The following is a 22746-nucleotide window of genomic DNA, read 5'->3' as shown; positions in this document are numbered from 1 at the left end:
CCTAGCGATTCACGCAGGGCTGTTCTGCCAAGACGGCTAGAAGCCGTACGTAGCATGCTCCTATGCAGAGTCAGTTTGAGTTGGCCGACGACGACCCGCGCCACGGTACCGCCAACGGTTACGGGAACCTCGGCTGCCGCTGCGACGCTTGTCGCGAGGCGCACCGAGTCCGCCATGCCGAGTACATGGCGCGCGTGCGGCGGTCTGGCGAGCTGGCAGACGCAGGCGATCACGGCTCGTCCTACCGCTACGACGTCGGATGCCGCTGCGACGAATGTAGGGAAGCGCACAACGCCAAGTCCCGCGTGACCAAGGCTCGCCTTCGGGCTCAGCGGCCCTCCTGACTCCCCGAGCAGTCGGTCAGCGCATCAGTCACCTTTTGGACCGCGCTCGGGATCGCCTCATGTTCCCAGACTCGGACTGAGACCCATCCCGCATCGCGCAATATCTCATCGACCTGGATGTCTCTGGCTACATTCCGATTGACCTTCGCGGACCAGTACTGCGCGTTCGCCTTGGGCGCGCGATAGTGCTCGGGGCATCCATGCCAGAAACATCCGTCGACGAAGACGGCCACGCGCTTGGATCGAAAGACGATGTCCGCGGTTCGCCGAATCTGAGGCAACGGCCGCGCATTGAGGCGGTAGCGCAGACCTTGCGCGTGTAGCGCCCGGCGCAGGGCCATCTCCGGACCGGTGTCGCGTGAGCGATTGGCTCGCATTGCAGTCCGCGTGCTTGGCGAACTGGCCCACGATTCAGGTGCCACCCGGCAACCGTAGTCTCCGCATCACTCTAGAGATTGGAGGGGATGACGATGAGAAGCGAGGGATCGGGCTCGATAGCTGCAACTCGCTCGTTGTACGTCATCAAGAGGTCTCGCAAACTTCCCCTAATGCCGAGACTCGTGAGGCCGCCCATCTCCTCAACATTCGTACCGACGAAGTCTTCAACAGCTTGAACAGACATCCGTTCGCCACCCATCTGCATGCTGACCTGTTGCCGCGTGCCAACTAGGTAGTAGCTGGGGACAAGGATCAGTGGTCGGAACCCGTCTCGAATGTTCTGCTTGCACTTTTCGAAGAGCGGAAAGCCCGCGACCATCGTTACGTGGATTGCAGTGTCGCCGACTGTGAAGTCACCGGCCCGGTCGGTCTGCTGATCAGCCACCGTGTAGCCCATATTTTCTACGTCTTGGCTCGGGAATCGCAGGCAGAGTTTGGCCCCCACCAGATGTTGCGCAACGGCACCCGCGAGATTGCCTCCCCGACGGCGCGCGACGTCCAGAAGCGCCGCGATGCTCGCGCTCATCGGCAACTGGGGATCAAGATCCGCTCTCAAGCCTTGCTGGTTGAAGTACTCGACCTGAAGTCGCGCCACAAACCACTCTTGGATTCTGACCCGCGCTCGCTCCTGCGACAGGCTGCCGACGCGGTGGTAACCACTGTTCTCGGCAGCGCGGTTCAGGACGGCTGCCAACTGACGAGCCAAGGGCGCGCTCCCGCGCGATGTCCGACCACCCTCAGAGGTAAACGGGCGAAACTCCCCGCGGTTCGACAGGATTGTTTCGATCCGCCGCCCGCCGAGTCCTCGCACCTGGGAGTCTGCGAGGAAGTCGGCCTCCGTCATGGGGAGCCCGACTGTCGCCATGTGCTCCGTCAGCATCAATCCGACCGTCATCACATTCGTGTTCACCCGGCCAGCCCGTGTGCGCTTGTCCTCGAACCAATCCCCGATCGGAACAAGCATTCGCTCTGCGACGATCTCGCCAGCCTTGTACGAGTTTCCGTACATGGGAATCTCAGCGTCGCCCTCAGGCATCCATCTCGCCCTCAGGATCGGCGTGTTCGTAGAGCACTGAGCCCACAAGTCCTTCCACTGAAATGGCGGCAGGATCGGGCTCAGCACGCCCCTCAACCTCGGCGAGCCGCACGGCTGACAGGTACGCCAAGCGCACGGCCTGGATCACCAGTACTCGCCGAAGCCCGTCCGATACCTCGCCACGCTCATGTGCCACCGCAGCCAGCCGAGCGATCGTCTCGGCGCGGCGGGCAATCCTGACGTCGGGGTGGCCTCGCTCAGCTCGCGTCTCGTCGCTTACGAGTGCGAAACGGTGGGAGGTTGGCAGCTCGACGGGGTCGGACAGTGGCGGAATCTTCTCGTTCAAGATGGCCTTGAACTTGCTCCGCTCAATGGCGGCCAAGTAGGCGCTGTATTCAATAGCGTTGAGCTGATCCCGCGATTCACGATCGGACGCCGGCGACTGCTCCATCTCCCAGAGCGGCCACAGTTCCAGCTCAGCCACCTCGAATACATCCAGAATGCGCATTGCCACTGCATCCGTGCGCTGGTTGGTGAGGTGACGGCGGACCCGAGTTCGAAGCCGCTCGTTGGTCTGACCGACGTAGATCGGCTCACCGTCATAGTCGTAGAACGCGTACACGCCCCACTTGGCGTTAGACCACGCGCGCCCCTGAGTGTCCTCAGCATCCAGAGCAACCTTCAGCAGGCGACGAAACTCTTGGACGATGGGCGCTGGGATGTCGCCGCGGGCTGGACGCGCCACGGCGTGCGAAATCGAAGCCTTGCTCTGGCTGGACATCGACCTGTCACACGGCCTTCAGGTCGCGTGCGTCGGACTTGGCGGCAAGGTCGCCGCGAACGAGGGGAACTAGATAGTTCTCCGCAAGCCAACCCACGACGGGAACGCACACAGCGTCACCGAAGCCGAACAGAACCTGATTGGCCCGGATGCCGTCGATGTCGTACTCGCCCGCACCCATGAGACGCGCGTATTCGCGCGGAGTCATCCATCGCACGCTGACCTTGCCATGACCAGCCCGCACCACGGCTTGCTTCGAGGAACCGCCGCGAGCTGTTCGCAGACATCCTGAGATGTCGTCCGGTCGTACCTCCCACACAGCCACGCCGTTGCGCGTGCGACGGTACGCCGTGCGGTAGGTGGTGGACTTCTGCCTCTTGAGGGCTGTGAGGCGCTCAGCCTGAAACTCGGACATCGAGCTGATGAAGCGTTCGGTTCGCTCGTCGTCCCACCATTCGACTCCGGTGCGCTCGACGTAGTCGCCAAGGCCGCTGGTCAGCGGGGCCGGGGGCGCAGGCAACGCCGCGCGATGCATCTTCAGCGCAGGGTCTCCGTACGGGATCTGAAGCCAGTCGGGGCGGAGTTCGCTGTTCGGATCCACCACATCATCCGGAGGAGTCTTAGCGCCGACCAGGAAGAGGCGCGGCCGAGACTGCGGCACAAAACGTCGAGCGTCGAGCGTGAGCACGTCGACGGAGTAGCCCAAGCGGTTCAACTCTCGGATGGCCGCAACAAGGTCGTCGCCGTTGTGTGAGGTCGCCAAACCAACAACGTTCTCAAGAGCCACCACTCCCGGCCTGTCGTCCTCGCCCATCTCGTCCAAGATGCGCGTGAACTCCCAAAAGGTGCCCGACTGGACGCCCTTCAGACCCTTGCGGTTCCCGGCCAAAGACAGGTCCGTGCAGGGGAACGACGCCCAGGCCAAGTCCACCTTCGGCATGTGCTCGCTCTTGACCTTACCGATGTCCTTGAGCGCAAAGTGGGACGCAGCGGCCTCTCCGAACTGCTTGGCGTACATCTGGTACTTGTCAGCCTCGATGTCATTAGCGAAGACCACATCGACCTGAGCAGACTCAAGTCCCATCCGAACCAAACCGATGCCTGCGAAGAACTCGGCGGCGGTGATTGAACCGGACGGTGTCGGGAGCGAAGTCAGCACACGCCCAGCCTAGTTTGGTCGTACGACTGTCACACGAGGCTCGCCGTTCTTCTCAAGCCTCAGCATCAGCCCGGAGCGCACGCTCCTGGAACTGTCTAGAGGCGGCGGCGACCTCGACGTCTGAGCGACGCAACCAAAGCTTGCTGGCCTTGATCACTCCTGGAAGCGTCCCCGCAGCGACTCTCTGCCTCACAGCGCTCGCAGTGATCCCTAGCGCCGCCGCAGCAACCGCGGAGCCCACCCAGACTTGGCCGTCGTCCGGAGGGTCGAACTTCGTCGACCGCCGCTCCCGCCTGTCACGTCGCTTCGCTGCAGTCCGTCTCTTGCGCCGCCAAACCGTTCCGGCAGCCCGCACTGAACTCAACTCTAGGGACGGCACCCCCCTGGGGACCTCGCGTACCTGAATGCTCCCAGACTGGATGAGACGTGCCAGAGTCGGCTCACTGCAACCCACGACTTCGCATGCTTGGGCCCAAGTGAGCCAGTCCGACTCCGCGCTCATGTACGCCTCTAGTGAGGCTTTGGACACCACCAGCGGTCGCGTCTGCGAAGCTGCCAACTGACCTCTTCGAACCCGCCTGCGAATCGTGCTCTCACTTGCACCGCTGGCTGCCACCGCCTCCTTCATGGTCAGCCAGGTCTCGCGCACGTCAGGAACGCTAGTGGGATCACGAATCCCAGTCGACAACTCCAACCCGTGAGGCCGCACGCTGTCAGAACGGCGCACCCTAGGCTGCCTCCATGGCGTCAGTAGTTACGGCACTCTTGACGGGCGTACTGGTGTTGCTGGGTGTGCTGGTTACCCAGCAATCGATTACGAGACGGGAACATCGCGCCCGTGCGTGGGAGCGCCGCGCAAACGCATACGTCGGCCTCATGCGGTGGCGGCTCGATCCGCCAGACGACACCAACATCAACAACCCTGAGCAGATGGACGACATGCACGACGCTTGGCTTCAGCGGGCGTACCCGCTCCTCGCGGAAGCGAGTCTGTTCGGGGGACCTCGCGTGCGTGCCATTCTTGAACAGGAGCGATACCTCTTCCAAGCGGCTCGTCGGCTTGCTTCGACAAAGCCCGGTGACTTGGCCGAACTCTCGCGAGACGACCTGGCGGTTGCGTCAGCCGATCCGAGGCACTGGCGTCGAACCCGAGCATCGAACTCCGCGTGATTGGTACTGGCGCTCCGCTCTACGTGACCTAGTTCCGGCCCACCGCGACGGTGCCGGCGTCGTAACGAACACCGGCACGTCCGCACCCTCAGCTACAGAGATTCAGCGGACGCCAGCACACGCTCATCGGGCCGCAACAGTTCCAACATCTCAGGACGACGCTCAGCCAATGCCGCGTGCAGTTCCCAAGTGATCTGGCGTAGAGCTGGGGGCACGGGTGACTCGAACGGGACATCTTCTGCGAACATGCCCATCGAGTTGCCGCGCGTCAGCGCGTGATGCATAGCGTCTAGCGATGGGTCGAAGTGTGCGCCGCCGTCCTGGTTGGCGGTCACCAACACCAAGTCAGACCGCGTGAAGGAGTTGTTGTGCATGTTTCGTAGGACCGGTTGTTTCCACCACGCATCGAACTGCCAACCCCTGCCCGACCTCCGTACCTCAATCTTGTGCGTCAGACGATGAACTTGCAGGCGCAGAGGAAGACTCTTGGCAGGGAACGCCGGCTGGAAATTGTTCAACCGGGGAACATATAAACCATCACAACCGCGGGGGTCGAAGTCCATTCTGGTCAACGTGAGACTCGACTTCTGAGGCATGTAGTCCTCCGGCGCGAAGTCCGCGCAAGTGCTCGTGAACACGGCTTGATCCAGCACCCCCGCCTGCGCCAGCAGGGCATGCGATCGGCGCTTCGGGTTGTGGTGCAGGAGGACCCTGAGCCGCGTGGCCATGGTCAGGTGTTCAAGGTGGTCGCCCAAGTCATACCTAGCGGCAGATCGCACAAGTAGGGCGATCTGTTCCTGGCAAGCGCGCCGTACCTCTTCCGCAGATCGCTCAGTTCGCATGCTGCTCATTGTCCCGACACGACGGCGAACCAAACCATCCATTGCACGGCAACACGCCGACGCTCCCGGCGCGCGCGGCACTTTTGAACCGTTACTACTATTCCCCACAAACTGTGAGAGGATGGTCGTCAGCGACCACCACACGGAGGACCCACGACATGGCACGACCAGCAGCACTGCCCTACACCCTCGGCAAGATCACTGTTGTTCCGCACCCGACCATGCCGAAGACGTCACAGGCGCGCGGGTACTACCGCGACGACAACAACACCCGTCGCGAGGTGACAGTCAGCGTCAAGTCGAAGTCGGAGGAGACCATCCGGCGCGCGCTGCAAGCCAAGGTGGATGCCGCCGAGAAGGAGTTCCGGGGCGGGGACACCGTGCTCAACGACAAGACGAGCGTGTCTCAGGCCGCTGACGTGTGGCTGGACTGGAAGGACCGTGAGGGCAAGAGCACCAACACGATGCGCGACTATCGCGGGTACGTGAAGAACTCCGTCAAGGGCAGCAGTCTCGCCAACCTCACCATCGGACGGGCCAACGACGTGGCGCGCATCGAGGCATGGTTGACGACCATCGCGGACGAGCGCGGCCCGGCGGCTGCCAAGGGCTCGCGCAAGGTGCTGAGCGGCATCCTCGCGCTTGCGGAGCGTCGTGGCGCTATCCCGTCGAGCGTGATGCACCGTGTCCGCACTCCGGGGGTGAAGCCCGGTAGCGCCGGTGACAGGAAGTGCAGCAACGAGGACTGCGACTACGACTGCGGCAAGCGGCATCTCGACACCCGACGCGCGTTCACTCCGGAAGAAGCCCTCTTGGTGCAGGAGACTGCCGACACGGCCAAGGCCGACGTGGGCGACCTCTCTGCATTCCTCTTCGGGACCGGCGTGCGCATCCACGAGGCGCTGCACTGCGTCTCTTGGACAGACCTCGACCTCGACGCGGCCACCGTTCACGTCCGAGGAACCAAGACCGATCAGGCTGACCGCGTGCTCGCAATGTCGCCAGACCTCGCTGAGCGACTGCGTACCCGAGCTGAGAACTACGGGACTAAAGGACTGGTCTTCGGCGTGACCTACTTCGCGACCAAGGCAGGCCAGCCCCGCGACCGCAACAACGTCTCCAAGGCACTGCGACGAGTGTTCGCGACAGCCGGTGTGCAGTGGGCAGGTACCCACACCTTCCGGCGCACCGTCGCGTCATGGATGGATGAGCACGGCTGTGCCCTGGCCGAGATTGCCAACCAACTCGGCCACGCAGACACCAACGTCACGGCTGGCTACTTGGGCCGTAAGACGCAGCCCACACGGGCGGCGAGCGTCATGGTGCTGCCGAGCAACAGCCCGAGACTGCGCGCCGTCTGAGTTCGAAGTGGGGAATTAGTGGGGAACAGCCCCACCAAGCAACAAGGCCTGATCTGCGTTTCCGCAGGTCAGGCCTTGTTTTTTGTAGCGGGGGCAGGATTTGAACCTGCGACCTCTGGGTTATGAGCCCAGCGAGCTACCGAGCTGCTCCACCCCGCGTCGGTGAACAGAACACTACAGGGGCGGTCGGGGCAGACCCAAATCGGGGTCAGTCGGCCAGTGCGACAGCCTCCTCGATCAGCTGGCGGGCCTCCTCCATCAGCTCGGCCCACCGCACGGTGTTGCCGTTGCGCTGCGCTTGGTCGGCCTGCGTGAACCTGTCCTCGGCCTGCTGGAGCAGGTCGCGGATCTGCTGCTGGGTATTGCCCGACGGGGGGTTGGTCGACGGCTCGCCCGAGGGCGTCTCGGTCGGCTCGGCGGTCGGGGACTCGGTCGGCGTCTCGGTCGACCCGCCGTCCCCACCGTCACCGCCGTCGGAGGACCCGCCGTTCGACGAGGCGTCCAGCGCGTCGCCGATCGCGGCCGTCAGCGTGGTGCCGATGCCGACGTTGCCCTTGTAGGACACCAGGACGAACGTCAGGACCGGGAACGCCGACTCGTTCTGCCGTCGGGTGTAGAGCGGCTGGACGTACATGAAGCTGTCGGCCACCGGCAGGGTGAGCAGGTTGCCGTAGATGATGTCGGCGTCACCGTTGGTGTAGGGCAGCAGCTTGTCGCGGACCTCGTCGTCGGTGCTGAGCGTGTTCGCGATCAGGCGCGGTCCGTCGGTGCCCTCGTCAGGCAGCTCCTTGACCGAGATCTTGCCGTAGTCGTCCGACGTGGCGTCGCTGTTGACCTCCATGAAGGAGGCCAGCTTGTCGCGCTTGGGCCACACGTAGACCGAGGTGAGCGACCAGGTCTGGTTGCCGTCGTTGTCGGTGAACAGCCGGTAGGGCGGCTGCCGCTTGTCCGTGGCCTGCGGGTCCTTCGGCGCCTCCCAGCGCTCGGAGCCCTCGAGCCATGCCTGCGCCTCGGTGATGTGGTAGCGCTGGTACTGGTAGCGCTGGGCCTTGAACAGGTCCTCCGGGTAGCGCAGGTGCGGCATCAGCGAGTCCGGGATGGCGTCCTTCGGCTGCACGGTGCCGGGGAAGACCTCCGACCAGGCCTTGAGGATCGGGTCCTCGTCGTCCCACGCGTAGAGCGTCACCGTGCCGTCGTAGGCGTCGACGGTCGCCTTCACCGAGTTGCGCAGGTAGTTGACCTCGTCGGTCGGCAGCGTGGCGAACGCGTTGTCGTCCTGCAGCGCGTCCTCGGTCATCGTCTCGAAGGACGCCCGCTGTGAGCCGGGGTACTTGTCGGTGGTGGTGTAGCCGTCGAGGATCCACTGGATGCGCCCGTCGATGACGGCCGGGAAGGGATCGGAGTCGACGGTCAGCCACGGAGCGACCTTCTCGACCATCTCGCGCGGCTTGCGGTCGTAGAGGATCTTGGAGTCCGCGTGCACCCGCCCCGAGAGGATCAGGTTGGGCTCGGAGTACTTCACGGCGTAGAGCAGCTTGTTGAAGATGTTGCCGATCGGCACCCCACCCTGGCCGGTGTAGGTCGTGGCCCGGTCCTCCTCGTCCGCCGCGTCCGTCGTGGTGGAGTCGGTGGTGAGGTCGAGCTCGATCGGCGAGGCGTTGGGACGCGAGCCCACGATGCTGTACGTCGGGCTCATCTCGCCGTAGTAGACGCGCGACTCGTAGCCGTCGGACATGCTCGACAGTGCATTCTGGTTGGCCTCCTGACCCTCGGCCCACTGGACGCTGGTGGACTGGCGCTCGTCGTCCTCGGGACGCTGGTTGGCGTACGCCGCGATGATCCCGTTGCCGTGGGTGTAGACGGTGTGCAGGTTGGCCCACGTCTGGTTGTCCTGCGCGATGCCGTCCTGGTCGAGCTCGCGCACGCCGAGCACGATCGCGCGGTCGATGCCGCCGAGGTTGTAGCGGTCGACGTCGAGCACGTCGCCGACCGAGTAGTACGGACGGACCTGCTGCTGCAGCTGGAAGGTCTGGCTGACGACCTTCGGGTCCACCAGGGGCACCGAGGAGGTGATGCCGTCCACAGCCTGGAGCCGTCCGTCCTGGCCCAGCGGCGTGCCCGTGAAGCGCTCCTCCTCGATCTGGTCGAGCATGAACGCCTGGCGCGTCGCCTCGATGTTCTTCGCGAGGTAGGGACCCTCGCGATCGGGCACGTTGGGGTTGACCCGCAGCGCCTGGACGAGGGTCGGCACGATCAGGCCGAGGATGATCGCCGACAGCGCGAACAGCGCGACGCCGACCGAGGGCAGCAGCCAGGTGCGGCGCCAGATGTTGGCGAGGAACAGGATCGCGCAGACGATCGCGATGCCGGCCAGGATCTCCTTGGCCGGGAGCACCGCCTTGTCGTCGGTGTAGCCCATGCCGGTGAAGATCGAGCCGGTGGTGGTGACCAGGTCGAAGCGGTCGAGCCAGTAGTCGACCGCCTTGAAGATGACGAACATCGCCAGCAGCGACGACACCTGGATCTGGGCGGCGCTGGTGAGCCGCTCGCCGGGTCGCGCGGAGAGCCGGATGCCACCGAAGAGGTAGTTCATCAAGATGGTGGCCAGCAGGCCGATCACCGCGAGGGCCATCGCGTAGTCGACGAGGTAGTGCCAGAACGGCAGCTCGAAGACGTAGAACCCGACGTCCTTGCCGAAGTAGGGGTCCTTGGTGCCGAACGACTGGCTGTGCTGCCACAGCGAGTAGCTGCGCCACTGACCCGTCGCGGAGGCTCCCGCGAAGAGACCCATGATCACGGCCGCCGCCGCGATGACCCAGCCCATCCGCGGCACGAGCACCTCGCGGTAGCGGTCCATGCCGTCGTCGGGCATGCCCGGCATGCCCGGCCACAGGACCGGGCGGAAGCGGTAGGCCATCGCGAGGGTCACCGCGACGGTGGCCGCCATCAGGCCGGCGAACACGAGGAACAGCCCGATCCGGGTGAGCAGCAGGGTCGTGAACACCTCGCGGTAGCCGACCGAGCCGAACCACAGGCGCTCGGTCCAGAAGGACGCGAAGCCGCTGAGCAGCATGAAGAGGAGGATCAGGATGATCGCGGTGATGACGAGCGCGCCGGGCCGGCGCGACGGCGCCGCGGACCGTGGTCCACCCGAGCCGCCGGGACCGCCCTGGCCACCGCCTCCTCCCTGCCCGCCGGGCCGCTGGGGGCCGTCGGGTCCGGTCGGTCCGCCTGGTCTGTTGAAAGGAGAGCTCATGCCTGTCCCTGCTCGGGTGTGTCGGGGGGTGTGTCGTCGTGGTTCTGGGAGTTCGGGGGGGTGTCGTGCAGCGTCGCGTGGAGGAGCTCGAGGAGCCCGGGGACCAGCTCGGTGCCGTTGACGACCGACTGCTCGTCGTCGTGCGCGCGCAGCCGGAGGGCGCAGTACGACGCACCGGCGCGGGTCACGCCGGCCACCATCCGGACCTCCTGGCGGTCGGGGTGCTCGCGTGCGAACAGCTCGGCGGCCTTCGGGTCGTCGGGGATGTCGTCGTCGACGTCGGGCGGCAGCACGAGGCGCTCGATGACGGCCGCGCAGCCGCTGACGCTGTCGGGCCACGCGATCGTGTGGAGCGCCTCCTCGAGCGCCTGCCCGGGGGGCAGGCCCTCCTGCTCGATCGAGGTGAAGGAGCCGTCGTCGCCGGGACCGTCGATCGACATCGCGGCGGCCAGCGCCGGCTCCTGGGCGACCAGGCTCGCGGTGTCGACGAGCGCGTAGAGCCGGGCCGGCTGGTCCCAGCCGTCCTGGGCGACGTGCGCCTCGATCTCCAGCACGGCCGCAGCGAGGGCCGGGTCCTCGGGCAGGACGGTGGCGTCGGCGGCCATCTCGCCGGGCAGGTCGTCGGGTCGCTCGGTCATGAGTCGGTGTCCTCGCAGGTGGGGAGTGCGGCGTCGTGGTCGTCGACCCAGTCGGCGAGGGTCTGGACGGCGTTGCGCATCGTGGTCGCCTTCGCGAGCCGCATCGTGCCGGTGTCCACTCCCCCGACGCCGTTGCAGTTGTCGGCGGGGACGAAGAAGAGCTCGGCACCGGCGTCGCGGGCCGCGGCGACCTTCTGCTGGATGCCGCCGATCGGGCCGACCTTGCCGTCCGGCGTGATCGTGCCGGTGCCGGCGATGTCGGCGCCGTCGGTCATGGAGCCGGGAGTGAGGGTGTCGTAGATCGCGAGCGACATCATCAACCCGGCGCTGGGGCCGCCGATGTTGTCGGCGATGTCGACCTTCACCTGGAACGGGAAGTCGTAGCCGACGCCCGGGGTGATGCCGACCCGCGGCTTGCCGTCGACCTGCTCGGGCGTGATCTCGACGCTCATCCGCTTGCCGTCGCGGCGCACCACGAAGGTGATCGGGTCGCCTGCCTTCACGCCGGAGACGGCGTCGACCACGTCCTGCGGCTCGGTGATGGTCGTGCCGCCGACCTCGAGCAGGACGTCACGCACCTCCAGGACCTTCGCCGCCGGGAGGTCGGGGGTGACGTCGAGGACCTCGACGACCGGGTCGACCTCCTCCCCCAGCTCGGTGAGCGCCGCGGCGAACGCGGTGTCCTGCGAGGACACCATCGCCACGGCGGACTGACGGTCGCTCGACTCGTCGGTCTCGTCGGGGGCGTAGATCGAGGACCGCGGCCACACGGCCGCGTCGGGGTCGAAGTAGGCCCTGAGCAGGGTGGGCAGGGTGACGCGCTCCTGGGGCTGACTGACGTACACCGTCGTCATCCTCATCTCGCCGTCGTCGTAGTAGGCCCGGTGCCCCGTGACCTGGACGGTCTCCTGGTCGCCGTTCTTGGCGAGGATGTCGACCGTCGGTCCGGGGTAGTAGGTGACGTAGGGAAGCGGCACGAATGCGGCGGTCCCCCACAGCACGGCCAGCAGGCACAGCGCGAGAATCCCCGCCCTGGTCCGCTGACTCATGGGCGCAACTCTCTCAAACGACCGCAACAACGGAGAATGCAGGCTGTGGCCGGGGCGTCCCGGCCACGTCGTGGCTCAGGAGGCGCGGCGGGTCGCGTCGCCGTCGCGGCCGACCCCGTGGCTGGGGCGTACGGCGATGCCGGTGCTGCGGTCACGCGGCTGCTGCTCGGTGCGGGTCGGCGTACGCCGCCTGCTGGCCGGCAGGTCCTTGGCGAGTGCCTTGCCGAGCTTCTCGACCGCGACGTCGCGGTCGACCTCGCCGCGCCCGTCGCGGCCCACCCACGAGACCCAGGCCATCGCCAGGGCCGTCGCGACGACGGCGGGCACGAGCCACAGCAGGATCTCCACACCACGAGGGTAGGCGCACCTCGACGGTTGAGCGCCGAGCGCAGCGAGCGTGTCGAAACCCCGTGCGGACGACCTACGGCGTGCCGACCCACTCCTCGGTCCGGTCGTCGAAGACCTGGTGCTTCCAAATCGGCACCTCTGCCTTGAGGGTGTCGATGAGGGCTCGCGACGCGGCGAACGCGTCGCCGCGGTGGGCCGCGGTCGTGGCGACGACGACGGCGAGGTCGCCGATCACCAGCTGGCCGACGCGGTGGACGGCTGCCACGCCGCGGACGTCGTGCTCGTCGGCGACCCGGCGGCACACGTCCTCCAGCCTGGCCAGCGCTGTCGGGTGCGCGGAGTAGTCCAGCGCGGTGACGCCCTTGCCGCCGTCGTGGTCGCGCACCTGCCCGACGAACAGCGTGAGCCCGCCGGCCCCGGGGTCGCCGAGGGACGCCACCACCTCCGCCACGTCGAGGGGGGTGTCGCGGATGTCCACGAGGCGCACGGGATCGGGGACGAGGTCGCTCACGAGGGCGAGTGTAGGCGTGCGGCCGGGCGGCGAGGCTGGGCGCGGTGGGTACCGTTGCTCCCATGAGTGACACCCCCGGAGACTCCGGACCGTCCGGTCAGGGCCCCGACGACAACAACCCCTTCAAAGGCACGCCCTTCGAGCAGATCTTCTCGCAGATGGGCGGCTTCGGCGCGGGTGGCGGGCAGATGCCCGACCTCAACGCCCTGATGGCGCAGATGCAGGGCCTCTTCGCGCCGCACGACGGTCCCGTCAACTGGGAGACCGTGACCGACCTGGCGCGCCGCGCCGCCGCGCAGGAGCCCGACCCGACCGTGAGCGCCGCGCAGTCCGGCGCCGTCGCCGACGCCGTGCGGCTCGCCGACCACTGGCTCGACACCACCACCGAGTTCCCCTCCGGCGTGACCACCACCGCGGCCTGGTCGCGGGCGGAGTGGATCGTGGAGACCATCGACGTGTGGAAGGTGCTCGTCGAGCCGATCGCCGGCTCCGCCACCGCCGCCCTCGGCCAGGCGATGCCCGAGGAGATGCGCCAGCTCGCCGGACCCCTCATGGCGATGCTCGGCAAGGCCAGCGGCGCGATGGTCGCCTCCCAGGTCGGCAGCGGTCTCGGTGCGCTCGCCGGCGACGTGCTGAGCGCCTCCGACATCGGCCTCCCGCTCGGCCCGATCGGCAAGGCGGCGCTGCTGCCGACCAACGTCGACGCCTTCGCCGCGGACCTGCCCGACGTCACCGCCGACGACGTCCTCCTCTACCTCGCGCTGCGCGAGGCCGCGCACCAGCGCCTGTTCGCGGGCGTCCCGTGGCTGCGCGACCACCTGATCGGCGCCGTCGCCGAGTACGGCGCGGGCATGGACTTCGACACCTCCGGCATGGAGTCCAAGCTGCGCGACATCGACATGACCAACCCCGAGGCGATGCAGGACGCGCTCGCCGGGGGCCTGTTCGACCCCGAGCCCTCGCCGGCGCAGAAGGCCGCGCTGGAGAAGCTCGAGATCACGCTCGCGCTCGTCGAGGGCTGGGTCGACGAGGTCGTGAGCCAGGCCACCGCCGAGCGGATGCCCGCCGCCGCCAAGCTGCAGGAGACCGTACGCCGCCGGCGCGCCGCGGGCGGCCCGGCCGAGCAGACCTTCGCCACCCTGGTCGGCCTCGAGCTGCGCCCCCGACGGCTGCGCGACGCCTCGACCCTCTGGGGATCGCTGCGGACCCGTCAGGGCGCCGAGGCCCGCGACGGCGTGTGGATGTCGCCGCACCTCCTGCCCAGCGCGGCAGATCTCGACGACCCCCTGGGCTTCCGCGAGGGGTCGGACGCACCGAGCGAGCTCTCGGAGGAGCAGTTCGACGCCGAGCTGCGCGACCTGCTCGACGGGCCCGGGTCCGGCGACTCCCCCCGACCGGCCGAGTGAACCCGGACCTCCACGCCAGCGCCGTCGCGGTGCTGGCCGGCTGGACGCCGCCGTCCCCCGGTCAGGAAGCCCTCCGCGAGCGCTACCTGACGCACCTCGCGGCCCATTCCGACGGCCTCGCCAAGGCCTGCTTCCCCGATCACCTGACGGCGGGCGCCATCGTCGTCTCCCCCGGCGCCGACGCCGTCCTGCTCAACCACCACCGCAAGGCCGGGGCGTGGCTCGCGTTCGGCGGCCACCTCGAGCCCGGCGACGCCTCGCTCGCGGACGGCGCGCGACGTGAGCTCGTCGAGGAGTCGGGGCTGACGGTCTTCGACTTCGACCCCGAGCCGCTGTCGCTCGACGCGCACGCCGTCGAGTTCTGCTCCGAGCGCGGCACCGTGCACCACCTCGACGTGCGCTTCCTCGCCGTCGCCGACCCCGACGGCTCCCACGCGACGAGCGACGAGTCGCTCGACGTGCGCTGGTGGCCGGTGGACGCGCTGCCGGAGACGTTCGAGGACATGTACGCCCTCATCGACGTCGCGGTGGCGCGGGTCCGCGACCGCTGAGGCCTGCGACGAGCCCCGGGGACGCTCAGTCGAGCGGCTCGTCCGCGCCGCCGGGTGGGGGCTCGAGCCGCGCCCCGGCCGAGTAGCCCTCGAGGTAGCCCTTGGCCTTCTCGGCCCGCGGGAACCGGTCGACCCACGCCCAGAACTCGGGGGTGTGGTTGGCCTCCAGCAGGTGCGCGAGCTCGTGGACCATGACGTAGTCGACCACCCAGGCGGGCATCTGCTGCAGGCGGTCGCTGAGCCGGATCGTGCGGTCGCCCGGCGTGCAGGACCCCCAGCGGGCGTTCTGGTTGGTCACCCACCGCACGGACGTCGGCACGGCCAGGCCCCCGAAGTAGAGGTCGTTGAGCTTGGCCGCGCGGGCGACCAGCTCGTCGTCGGAGCGCAGCCTGCGCTTCTCCTGGCGCTCGATCCTCGCGACCATGTCGGCCACCCAGGTGGCCTCGTCACGCTTGCTCATCGACGCGGGGATGAGCACGATGATGCGCTCGCCGTCACGGTAGGCCGACACCGTGCGACGGCGGCGACGTGAGCGGCGGACCTCCACGTCGGGCGTGCTCATGAGGCCGAATCTAGCCGTCCCCACCCACACTGTGGTGCTCCAACGCGCGGCTCACAGGCGCGCTGAGGCCCACTCCAGCAACCGGTCGCGCTCCCAGGTGTTGACGATCCGGTCGGGGTCGATGCCCGCCTCGGTGGCCCGCGCGGCGCCGAAGTCGAGCATGTCGAGCTGGCCCGGCGCGTGTGCGTCGGAGTCGATCGAGAACAGGCAGCCGAGGTCGCGGGCGAGCTCGAGCAGCTTCGTCGGCGGGTCACGCCGCTCGGGGCGCGAGTTGATCTCGACGGCCACTCCCTTCTCTGCGCACGCGCCGAAGACCGCCTTCGCGTCGAACTGGCTCTGGCCACGGGTGCCACGGTTGCCGGTCACCAGGCGGCCGGTGCAGTGGCCGAGCACGTTGGTGTGGGGGTTGCGGACCGCGCCGAGCATCCGCTTCGTCATCGGCGCCGCGTCCATCTTGAGCTTGGAGTGCACCGAGGCCACCCGGAGGTCGAGCCGGTCGAGCATCTCGGGCGTCTGGTCGAGCGAGCCGTCGTCGAGGATGTCGACCTCGATCCCCTTGAGCAGCGTGAACGCGCCGTCGAGGTGCTCATTGACCGCCTCGACGACGCCGAGCTGGCGGGTGAGCCGCTCGGGACTGAGCCCGTTGGCGACCCGCAGCCGGGGGCTGTGGTCGGTCAGCACGAGGTAGTCGTGGCCGAGCTCCATGGCCGTCATCGCCATCTCCTCCAGCGGCGAGCCGCCGTCGGACCAGTCGGAGTGGGAGTGCAGGTCGCCCCGCAGCCGCGCGCGCAGCTCCTCGCCGCCCGTCGCGAGCGGCCCGGCCGTCTTCTCGAGCTCGACCAGACGTTCGGGGACGACACCGTTCGCCGCGTCGGTGATGACCGCGGCCGTGCTGGGCCCGATCCCACTCAGCTCGGTGAGCGTCCCGGCCTCCACCCGCTGGCGTACCTCCTCCTCGGGCAGCGGCAAGATGGTGCGCGCGGCGTTGCGGAACGCCTCGATGCGGCGGGTCTCCTCACGCTGGCGCTCCATGAGGAACGCGATCCGGCGCAGGGTCGCGACCGGGCCGCGGGCCTCCCCTGACGGTGTCGTCGGGCTCACCTGGTCCTCCTCCACAAGCCACGAGGTGTCGTACGCGCTGGTCACCCGCAGCGTACGGCGATCCGCGGGCGGTCGACCGTCCCCACCTCGTCCACAGGTCTGTCCACAGGGGTGGAGGTCGATCCGACGCTCAGTGACCCCGGAACTCCGGCGTGCGCTTCTCCTGCGCGGCACGGATGCCCTCCTGCAGGTCGGCCGTGGCCAGGGTGACCGGCTGGGCCAGTGCCTCCCACTGGAGCGCCGCATCGAAGTCGGCGTGGCCGCCGTCGGCGAGCGCGATCTTGGTCAGCCGGCTGGCGATCGGCGCGGTCGCGGCGATGCCGGCCGCGGTCGCGAGCACCTCGTCGAGGAAGCCGTCGGGGTCGACCACCCGCGAGACCATGCCCAGCCGCAACGCCTCGTCGGCCTCGACCACCCGGCCCGTCAGGAGCAGGTCGCGCGCGTGTGCGGGCCCCACGACCTGGGGCAGCAGCCAGGTGCCGGCCATCCCCGCGTGCATGCCGAGCTTGTTGAACGGCATGCCCAGCTTGGCGCCCGCTGCGGCGTAGCGGATGTCGCACGCCAGCGCGAGGCACAGACCGGCGCCGATGGCCGGGCCGTTGACCGCGGCGATCGTGGGCACCTCGAGCTGCCGGATCGAGAGCCATGCCCGGTAGAACGGCAGCATCCGCCGGCGGAGGTGGTCGACGCTCGCGTCGGGCTCGCTGGCGATCCACGACGTGTTGCCGCCGGAGCAGAAGGCGCTTCCCTCGCCCGTGACGACCACGGCACGCAGCGTCGTGTCGGCGGCGAGCTGATCGATCGCCGCGGCCCACGAGGAGGTCATCTCGTCGCTCATCGCGTTGCGCATCCCCGGGTTGTCGAGGGTGAGCAGCGCGACCCCCTCGGAGGGGCGCTCGAGTCGCAGGTGGCCGAGGTTCGCAGAGGTGTCTGGAGGGGTCTGGGACATGCAGCGAGGGTACTGATCGCGCTGAGCGTGAATTCATCGGGTTTCACGCTCAGCGCGTGTGGTGCGTGAGCGTGACCCACGCGTGGCGTAGGGTCGGGCGCGGAGCGCTGGCGACCGCCAGGTTCCCCGGCGGGCTTCCCCGATCATTCTCCCGTCGCGACGACCAAGAAGTAACGAAGCAAGGAGGCCGTCATGGCGGAGACCTGGAGCGGTGAGTTCTACTGCGTCAAGTGCAAGGAGAAGCGCGAGGCGGAGGGCGAGATCAAGGTCAACGACAAGGGCACCAAGATGGCCAAGGGCGTCTGCCCGGTCTGCGGTACCAACCTGAACCGCATCCTCGGCAAGGCGTGAGCCTTCGGCTCTCGAGCTGACAGCAGCGGCGTCACCCCTCGGGTGGCGCCGCTGCTCTGCATTTCGGGCCAGCCGTGAACGGTACGGCCTGTCACCCCTCTAGAGTCGCCTGCGTGAGCGGACGTCCGGACCAGCGCGTCGGCTGGCCATCCTGGGTCTACCGGGAGGGCACCGATCCCGACCAGCGCTTCAGCCTCGCCAACGAGCGCACCTTCCTGGCGTGGGTGCGCACCTCGATGGCCCTGCTCGCCGGCGGGGTGGCGCTCGACGCGGTCGACCTCGACGGTCCGCGCGGCCTCCAGACGGCGCTCGCCGTCACGCTCGTGCTGCTCGGGCTGCTGGGCGCCGCCGCGTCCTGGGTGCGCTGGGCCGCGGCCGAGCGCGCGATGCGCCTGGGCCGCCCGCTGCCGGGCACGATCGCGCTGGCGTGGTTCTCGCTCGCGCTGGTGGTGGTCGCCGCACTGCTCGTGGTGCTGGTCCTGTGACAGGCGCCCCGGTCGGCCTGGAGGACCAGTACGAGCGCACGCTCCTGGCCTGGCGGCGTACGGCACTCTCGCTCGTCGCAGTGGGCCTGCTGGTCGCCCACTTCTCGGTCGTCGGCACCGGGCAGGTGGCGCTCCTCGTGCTGCTGGTCGGCCTCGGCGGGGTGCTGGGGTTCGTGTGGCTGGGCCGGGCCCGCCTGGTCGCGGTCACCGGGCTCGCCATGGTCGCCGGGCTGGGTCTGCTCGGCGCGCTGGCACTGCGCGGCATCCTGCTGCGCTGACCCACCGCGGCCATCGTCGGACCTCAGAGGTCGGCGGCGACCCGGAATCCGAGGTTGCCCGCGGTCGAGTCGGCCGCATGCGACTGGCGGGCCGAGACGCGATAGCGCCGGCAGTACGACGCGTGGCAGAGGTAGGAGCCACCGCGGCTGACGCCGTCGGGATCGGTGTCGGACCAGGCGCCGGCACACCACTCCCAGACGTTGCCGGTCGTGCCGTGGAGCCCGAGCCCGTTGGCCGGGAAGGCCGCGACCGGGCTGGTGCCGCGCCAGCCGTCGGCGCCGGTGTCGTCGCTGGGGAACGTCCCCTGCCACACGTTCATCCGGTGCTCGCCGCCCGGCTCGAGCTCGGACCCCCACGGGAACGGCTGGCCCACCAGTCCGCCGCGCGCGCCGTGCTCCCACTCGTCCTCGGTCGGGAGCCGCCCGCCCCACCAGGCGGCGTACGCCTCGGCGTCGCGCCGCGACACGTGCACCACCGGGTGGTCCGCCCGATCGGCCACGTCGGACCGCGGGCCCTCCGGGTGCGCCCAGTCCGCGCCGTGCACCTCGCGCCACCACGGCGCAGCGGCGACCCCGCGGGTGGGCGGGAAGTCGTCGGGCAGCAGGCCGCCGAAGACGAACGACCAGCCGAAGGCCTCGGCATCGGTGCGGTGCCCGGTCGCAGCGACGAACGCCGCGAACTCGTCGTTCGTCACCGCGCAGGTGCCGATGAGGTACGGCGCGAGCGTGACCTCACGCACCGGCCACTCCTCGGGGTGGTCGGGGTCGTCACTGCCCACCGAGACGGTGGCACCGGCCAGGTGCACCAGCCCCTCACGCGGGTCGCCGGCACGTCGTACGCCGGTGGGCGGGGAGGCCGGTCGGGCCTCGCCACCCGGCCCCGACGGGGAGCAGCAGCCGCTCACTGGTGGACCATCACCCCGCGCTCCCGGCCCTCGACCGTGCCGGGGTCGACCACCTCGTCGAGGTCGAAGCGGACCCGGTGGATGAGGCCCTCGAAGGTGTTGCGCACCGGGAGGTAGTCGTCGACGACCGGGGTGCCACGGTCCACGCCGACGTTGAAGGTCTCGTCGAAGGAGAAGTAGTAGGCGGTGGTCACCGGGATCCGACCGGTGCCGACGGAGACGCCGTCGACCTGCAGCGTCACGTCCGCCCCGCTGCCCACCGGCCCCCCGTCGTAGTCGAAGCGCACGACCAGGTCGTGGCGCCCAGGCGTCATCGGCTTGCCGCCACGCACGACCGTGAGGTCGCGTCCCACGAAGTTGTAGGCGTAGTGCGGGACGCCGTTGACGACGTAGAGCGACCACCCGCCGAAGCGCCCGCCCTGGGCCGCCACGACACCGTTGGTGCCCGTCACGACCTCGAGGTCCGCGGTGATCACGTGGGAGCGGTTCTTCACGTTGGGCGCCGCCTCCTCGGTGAGCCGGCCGACGCGCGGCCCGAAGGAGAGCGACGAGCGCCCGAGGTGCAGGTCGAGGCGGCCGGCGACGTCGGGGTTCTCGCGCTCGGTGACCCGGTCGTCGAGCGGCAGCACGTGGTAGCGCGCCGCCTCCTGCATGAAGAGCTCCTGCATCTCGCGCAGCTTGTCGGGGTGCTCGGCCGCGACGTCGTGCGCCTGGCTCCAGTCGCCGCTGGTGTGGTCGTAGAGCTCCCAGACGTCCTCGTCGAACGGCGGCTTGTCGTCCCCCACCATCTCCCACGGGATGCTGTGCTGGGTGACGGCGGTCCAGCCCTCGTGGAAGATGCCGCGGTTGCCGATCATCTCGAAGTACTGGGTGCTGCGGCGGTCGGGCGCCTCCGCCTCGTCGAAGGAGTAGGCGAGGCTGGTGCCCTCGATCGGCTGCTGCTCCACGCCGCCGAAGACGTCCGGCGCGGGGACCCCGGCGGCCTCCAGGATCGTCGGCAGCACGTCGATCACGTGGTGCCACTGGTGCCGGATCTCGCCGCGGGCGGCGATCCCGTTGCCCCAGCGCACGATCATCCCGTCGCGGGTGCCGCCGAGGTGGGCGAGCTGCTTGGTCCAGGGGTAGGGCGTGTTCATCGCCAGCGCCCAGCCGACGGGATAGATGGCGTACGTCGTCGGGTCGCCGAGCGTGTCGAGCCGGGCGGCCATGTCGGCGGTCTCGTCCTGGATGCCGTGGCCGACGAGGTGCTCGCGGAAGGTGCCGCGCGGACCGCCCTCGCCCGAGGCCCCGTTGTCGCCGAGCAGGTAGAAGATCAGCGTGTCCTCGAGCACGCCCATCTCGTCGAGGGCGTCGACGAGGCGACCGACCTGTGCGTCGGTGTGCTCGGCGAAGCCGGCGTAGGTCTCCATGAACCTGGCGGCGACGCGCTTGGCGTCGTCGTCGAGCTCGTCCCAGTGGGGGACGCCCTCGGCCCACGGCGCGAGGTCCGTCGACTCCGGCACGATGCCGAGCTCCTTCTGCCGGGCGAGGGTCGCCTCCCGCTGGGCGTCCCAGCCGTCGTCGAACCTCCCGGCGTACTTGTCGCGCCACTCGGGCGCCACGTGGAACGGCGCGTGGGTGGCGCCGAAGGCGACGTAGGTGAAGAACGGGCGGTCGGGGGTGATCGCCTGCTGGTTCTCGATCCACGAGATCGCCCGCTCGGCCAGGTCCTCGGAGAGGTGGTAGCCGTCCTCGGGCAGCTTGTCGGGCTCGAAGGCGTAGCGGCCCTGGTAGAGCTGCGGGTACCAGTGGTTCATCTCCGCGCCCATGAAGCCGTAGAAGTAGTCGAAGCCCTCCCCCATCGGCCAGCGCGGGAACGGACCCGACGGGCTGACCTCGACCGGTGGCGTCTGGTGCCACTTGCCGACGGCTGCGGTGCAGTAGCCGTTGCCGCTGAGGATCTGCGCGATCGTGGCAGCGCTCGGGGGCCGGTAGCCGTGGTAGCCCGGCTCGGGCGTCGACATCTCCGAGGTGACGCCCATGCCGACCGAGTGATGGTTGCGACCGGTCATCAGCGCCTGCCGCGTCGGCGAGCACAGCGACGTGACGTGGAACCTGCTGTAGCGCAGGCCCTCGTCGGCCAGGCGCTGCGCGGTCGGCATCTCGCACGGCCCGCCGTAGGGCGAGGAGGCGCCGAACCCCATGTCGTCGATGAGGACGACCACCACGTTGGGCGACTTCGGCGGTGTCTCGACCGGGCGGATCGGGCGCGCCGTCGTGTCGACGTCGAGGGGCAGGCGGGTCCGGTCCGGCTCCGTGCGTCCGGGCCGGCTGGGGGTGTCGTCACTCAACGCTCAGATCCTCTTTCTTCCGTGGTGGTGGGGCGATTGTGGTGCCGGTGGCGGGTGATCCGGGGCGCGACGCGCGCTGCGACGACGTCCGGCGCCCGGCGATCTCCGCGGCCGCCGACATCGCGAGGGCACCGAGCGGCTCGAAGCGGTCGTCCGTCAGCCGCTCGCTCGGCCCCCAGAGGCTGACCACCGCGACCGGACGGCCGGTCACGTCGAGGACGGGAGCCGAGACCCCCCACGCCGAGCTCTCAAACTCACCGCGGCACACCGCGAAGCCCCGCTCGCGGGTGAGGGCCAGCTCCTTCTCCAGTGCGGCGTACGTCGTGATGGTGGTGGAGGTGTGCCGGGGCAGCCGGGTGCCGCGCGGCTGCCGCAGCAGCACGCGGACGTCCTCGGCGTCGGAGTAGGCGAGCAGCACCTTGCCCGTCGAGGTCGCGTGCATCGACACCTCGCGGTCGCGCCAGCCGGCCGCCACCACCGCGTCGGCGGTCACCTCGGCGACATAGGTCAGCACCCCGTTGCGGACGACCGCGAGCGCCGCGGTCTCCCCCGCGCGCTGGGACAGCTCGTGCAGCACGACCCGCGCCATCCGGGCCAGCGCCACGCCGCCCGCCTGCCCGGCCAGGTCGAGGAACCCGAACCCGAGCGAGTAGACGCCGCTCCGGTCGTCGCGGCTCACCAGGCGCTGCTCCTCGAGCGTGGTCAGGATCCGCCAGGTGGTGGTGCGGTTGAGCCCGACCGCCTCGGCCAGCGCCGTGGCTGTCCCGTCCTGGCCGGTGGCGAGCGCCACGGCACGCAGGAGCGCGGCGGCGCGCTCCACCGACTGCACCCGCGGGGAACCGGGACGGGCGGGAGAATCCGACATCTCCTCTGTTTTCCCTTCAGTTCATTGATT

At 68.9% G+C, this 22746-nt stretch carries 23 protein-coding genes and 1 tRNA gene; 6 read left to right on the top strand and 18 right to left on the bottom strand.

The window, feature by feature from the left end; genetic code table 11:
• Window positions 1-328: 328 nt before the first annotated feature.
• From IEZ25_RS14810 to IEZ25_RS14790, 6 genes are all read right to left on the bottom strand, one after another.
• Window positions 329-766, bottom strand: coding sequence for a very short patch repair endonuclease (locus IEZ25_RS14810; RefSeq protein WP_318152255.1), 438 nt, complete (start codon window positions 764-766; stop codon window positions 329-331).
• A gap of 26 nt (window positions 767-792) precedes the next feature.
• On the bottom strand, window positions 793-1818 hold the full coding sequence (locus IEZ25_RS14805; RefSeq protein ID WP_191200231.1) for a DUF4928 family protein: 1026 nt from the start codon (window positions 1816-1818) through the stop codon (window positions 793-795).
• Window positions 1811-2599, bottom strand: coding sequence for a GIY-YIG nuclease family protein (locus IEZ25_RS14800; protein ID WP_191200230.1), 789 nt, complete (start codon window positions 2597-2599; stop codon window positions 1811-1813). Before IEZ25_RS14800 ends, IEZ25_RS14805 begins: the two co-directional genes overlap by 8 nt.
• A gap of 7 nt (window positions 2600-2606) precedes the next feature.
• Window positions 2607-3758, bottom strand: a complete 1152-nt coding sequence (locus IEZ25_RS14795; protein ID WP_318152254.1) for a DNA cytosine methyltransferase — start codon at window positions 3756-3758, stop codon at window positions 2607-2609.
• A 52-nt stretch (window positions 3759-3810) separates the two neighbouring features.
• A complete protein-coding gene (locus tag IEZ25_RS22475) occupies window positions 3811-4386 on the bottom strand; it encodes a hypothetical protein (RefSeq protein WP_397184175.1) in 576 nt (191 codons plus the stop codon).
• Between the two features lie 634 nt (window positions 4387-5020).
• Window positions 5021-5656 carry a hypothetical protein gene (locus IEZ25_RS14790; RefSeq protein ID WP_191200229.1) on the bottom strand — a complete coding sequence of 212 codons (636 nt, stop codon included), beginning with the start codon at window positions 5654-5656 and terminating at the stop codon, window positions 5021-5023.
• A 272-nt stretch (window positions 5657-5928) separates the two neighbouring features.
• On the opposite strand from IEZ25_RS14790, the gene IEZ25_RS14785 reads away from it, so the two are divergent.
• Window positions 5929-7131: a tyrosine-type recombinase/integrase gene (locus IEZ25_RS14785; RefSeq protein WP_191200228.1), complete on the top strand. Its 1203-nt coding sequence runs from the start codon at window positions 5929-5931 to the stop codon at window positions 7129-7131.
• An 85-nt stretch (window positions 7132-7216) separates the two neighbouring features.
• On the opposite strand, the gene IEZ25_RS14780 is transcribed toward IEZ25_RS14785, so the two are convergent.
• The 6 genes from IEZ25_RS14780 to IEZ25_RS14755 form a co-directional block, all read right to left on the bottom strand.
• A tRNA-Met gene (locus IEZ25_RS14780) sits at window positions 7217-7290 on the bottom strand.
• A gap of 49 nt (window positions 7291-7339) precedes the next feature.
• Window positions 7340-10387, bottom strand: a complete 3048-nt coding sequence (locus tag IEZ25_RS14775) for a UPF0182 family membrane protein (RefSeq protein WP_191200227.1) — start codon at window positions 10385-10387, stop codon at window positions 7340-7342.
• A complete protein-coding gene (locus IEZ25_RS14770; protein ID WP_224749069.1) occupies window positions 10384-11025 on the bottom strand; it encodes a PPA1309 family protein in 642 nt (213 codons plus the stop codon). The genes IEZ25_RS14775 and IEZ25_RS14770 overlap by 4 nt, the downstream gene beginning before the upstream one ends.
• Window positions 11022-12074, bottom strand: a complete 1053-nt coding sequence (locus tag IEZ25_RS14765) for a YlbL family protein (RefSeq protein ID WP_191200226.1) — start codon at window positions 12072-12074, stop codon at window positions 11022-11024. The genes IEZ25_RS14770 and IEZ25_RS14765 overlap by 4 nt, the downstream gene beginning before the upstream one ends.
• Before the next feature lie 75 nt (window positions 12075-12149).
• Window positions 12150-12422, bottom strand: a complete 273-nt coding sequence (locus tag IEZ25_RS14760; protein WP_318152253.1) for a hypothetical protein — start codon at window positions 12420-12422, stop codon at window positions 12150-12152.
• A gap of 73 nt (window positions 12423-12495) precedes the next feature.
• Window positions 12496-12933 carry a molybdenum cofactor biosynthesis protein MoaE gene (locus tag IEZ25_RS14755; RefSeq protein ID WP_191200225.1) on the bottom strand — a complete coding sequence of 146 codons (438 nt, stop codon included), beginning with the start codon at window positions 12931-12933 and terminating at the stop codon, window positions 12496-12498.
• Between the two features lie 62 nt (window positions 12934-12995).
• Here IEZ25_RS14755 and IEZ25_RS14750 point away from each other — a divergent pair, with 62 nt between their 5' ends.
• Together IEZ25_RS14750 and IEZ25_RS14745 are read left to right on the top strand one after the other, a co-directional pair.
• Window positions 12996-14339 (top strand): zinc-dependent metalloprotease, encoded by a 1344-nt coding sequence (locus IEZ25_RS14750; protein WP_191200224.1) that lies wholly within the window; start codon window positions 12996-12998, stop codon window positions 14337-14339.
• Entirely contained in the window at window positions 14336-14890 is a 555-nt protein-coding gene (locus IEZ25_RS14745; RefSeq protein WP_191200223.1) for an NUDIX hydrolase, read from the top strand. Before IEZ25_RS14750 ends, IEZ25_RS14745 begins: the two co-directional genes overlap by 4 nt.
• Before the next feature lie 25 nt (window positions 14891-14915).
• Here IEZ25_RS14745 and IEZ25_RS14740 read toward each other — a convergent pair whose 3' ends face one another.
• From IEZ25_RS14740 to IEZ25_RS14730, 3 genes are all read right to left on the bottom strand, one after another.
• Window positions 14916-15452, bottom strand: coding sequence for a M48 metallopeptidase family protein (locus IEZ25_RS14740; RefSeq protein ID WP_191200222.1), 537 nt, complete (start codon window positions 15450-15452; stop codon window positions 14916-14918).
• A gap of 51 nt (window positions 15453-15503) precedes the next feature.
• Entirely contained in the window at window positions 15504-16553 is a 1050-nt protein-coding gene (locus tag IEZ25_RS14735; RefSeq protein WP_318152252.1) for a PHP domain-containing protein, read from the bottom strand.
• 130 nt (window positions 16554-16683) lie between these two features.
• Window positions 16684-17502, bottom strand: coding sequence for an enoyl-CoA hydratase/isomerase family protein (locus IEZ25_RS14730; protein ID WP_191200220.1), 819 nt, complete (start codon window positions 17500-17502; stop codon window positions 16684-16686).
• A gap of 192 nt (window positions 17503-17694) precedes the next feature.
• Here IEZ25_RS14730 and IEZ25_RS14725 point away from each other — a divergent pair, with 192 nt between their 5' ends.
• The 3 genes from IEZ25_RS14725 (at window position 17695) to IEZ25_RS14715 (ending at window position 18616) form a co-directional block, all read left to right on the top strand.
• A complete protein-coding gene (locus IEZ25_RS14725; protein WP_090969683.1) occupies window positions 17695-17853 on the top strand; it encodes a DUF5679 domain-containing protein in 159 nt (52 codons plus the stop codon).
• 113 nt (window positions 17854-17966) lie between these two features.
• Window positions 17967-18338 carry a YidH family protein gene (locus IEZ25_RS14720; protein ID WP_191200219.1) on the top strand — a complete coding sequence of 124 codons (372 nt, stop codon included), beginning with the start codon at window positions 17967-17969 and terminating at the stop codon, window positions 18336-18338.
• Window positions 18335-18616, top strand: a complete 282-nt coding sequence (locus IEZ25_RS14715) for a DUF202 domain-containing protein (RefSeq protein WP_191200218.1) — start codon at window positions 18335-18337, stop codon at window positions 18614-18616. The genes IEZ25_RS14720 and IEZ25_RS14715 overlap by 4 nt, the downstream gene beginning before the upstream one ends.
• Window positions 18617-18639: 23 nt before the next feature.
• Here the strand turns inward: IEZ25_RS14715 and IEZ25_RS14710 are convergent, their stop codons facing one another.
• The 3 genes from IEZ25_RS14710 to IEZ25_RS14700 are packed head-to-tail and all read right to left on the bottom strand — an operon-like array spanning window position 18640 to window position 22716.
• Window positions 18640-19521, bottom strand: a complete 882-nt coding sequence (locus IEZ25_RS14710) for a formylglycine-generating enzyme family protein (protein WP_191200217.1) — start codon at window positions 19519-19521, stop codon at window positions 18640-18642.
• Complete coding sequence (locus IEZ25_RS14705; protein ID WP_191200216.1) at window positions 19518-21851, bottom strand: sulfatase-like hydrolase/transferase; 2334 nt, start codon at window positions 21849-21851, stop codon at window positions 19518-19520. The genes IEZ25_RS14710 and IEZ25_RS14705 overlap by 4 nt, the downstream gene beginning before the upstream one ends.
• Window positions 21844-22716 (bottom strand): IclR family transcriptional regulator, encoded by an 873-nt coding sequence (locus tag IEZ25_RS14700; RefSeq protein WP_191200215.1) that lies wholly within the window; start codon window positions 22714-22716, stop codon window positions 21844-21846. The genes IEZ25_RS14705 and IEZ25_RS14700 overlap by 8 nt, the downstream gene beginning before the upstream one ends.
• Window positions 22717-22746 lie beyond the last annotated feature (30 nt).

It is taken from the genome of Nocardioides hwasunensis, assembly GCF_014779665.1.
GTDB classification, from domain to species: domain Bacteria; phylum Actinomycetota; class Actinomycetes; order Propionibacteriales; family Nocardioidaceae; genus Nocardioides; species Nocardioides hwasunensis.
This window is presented reverse-complemented; position numbering and strand designations above follow the sequence as displayed.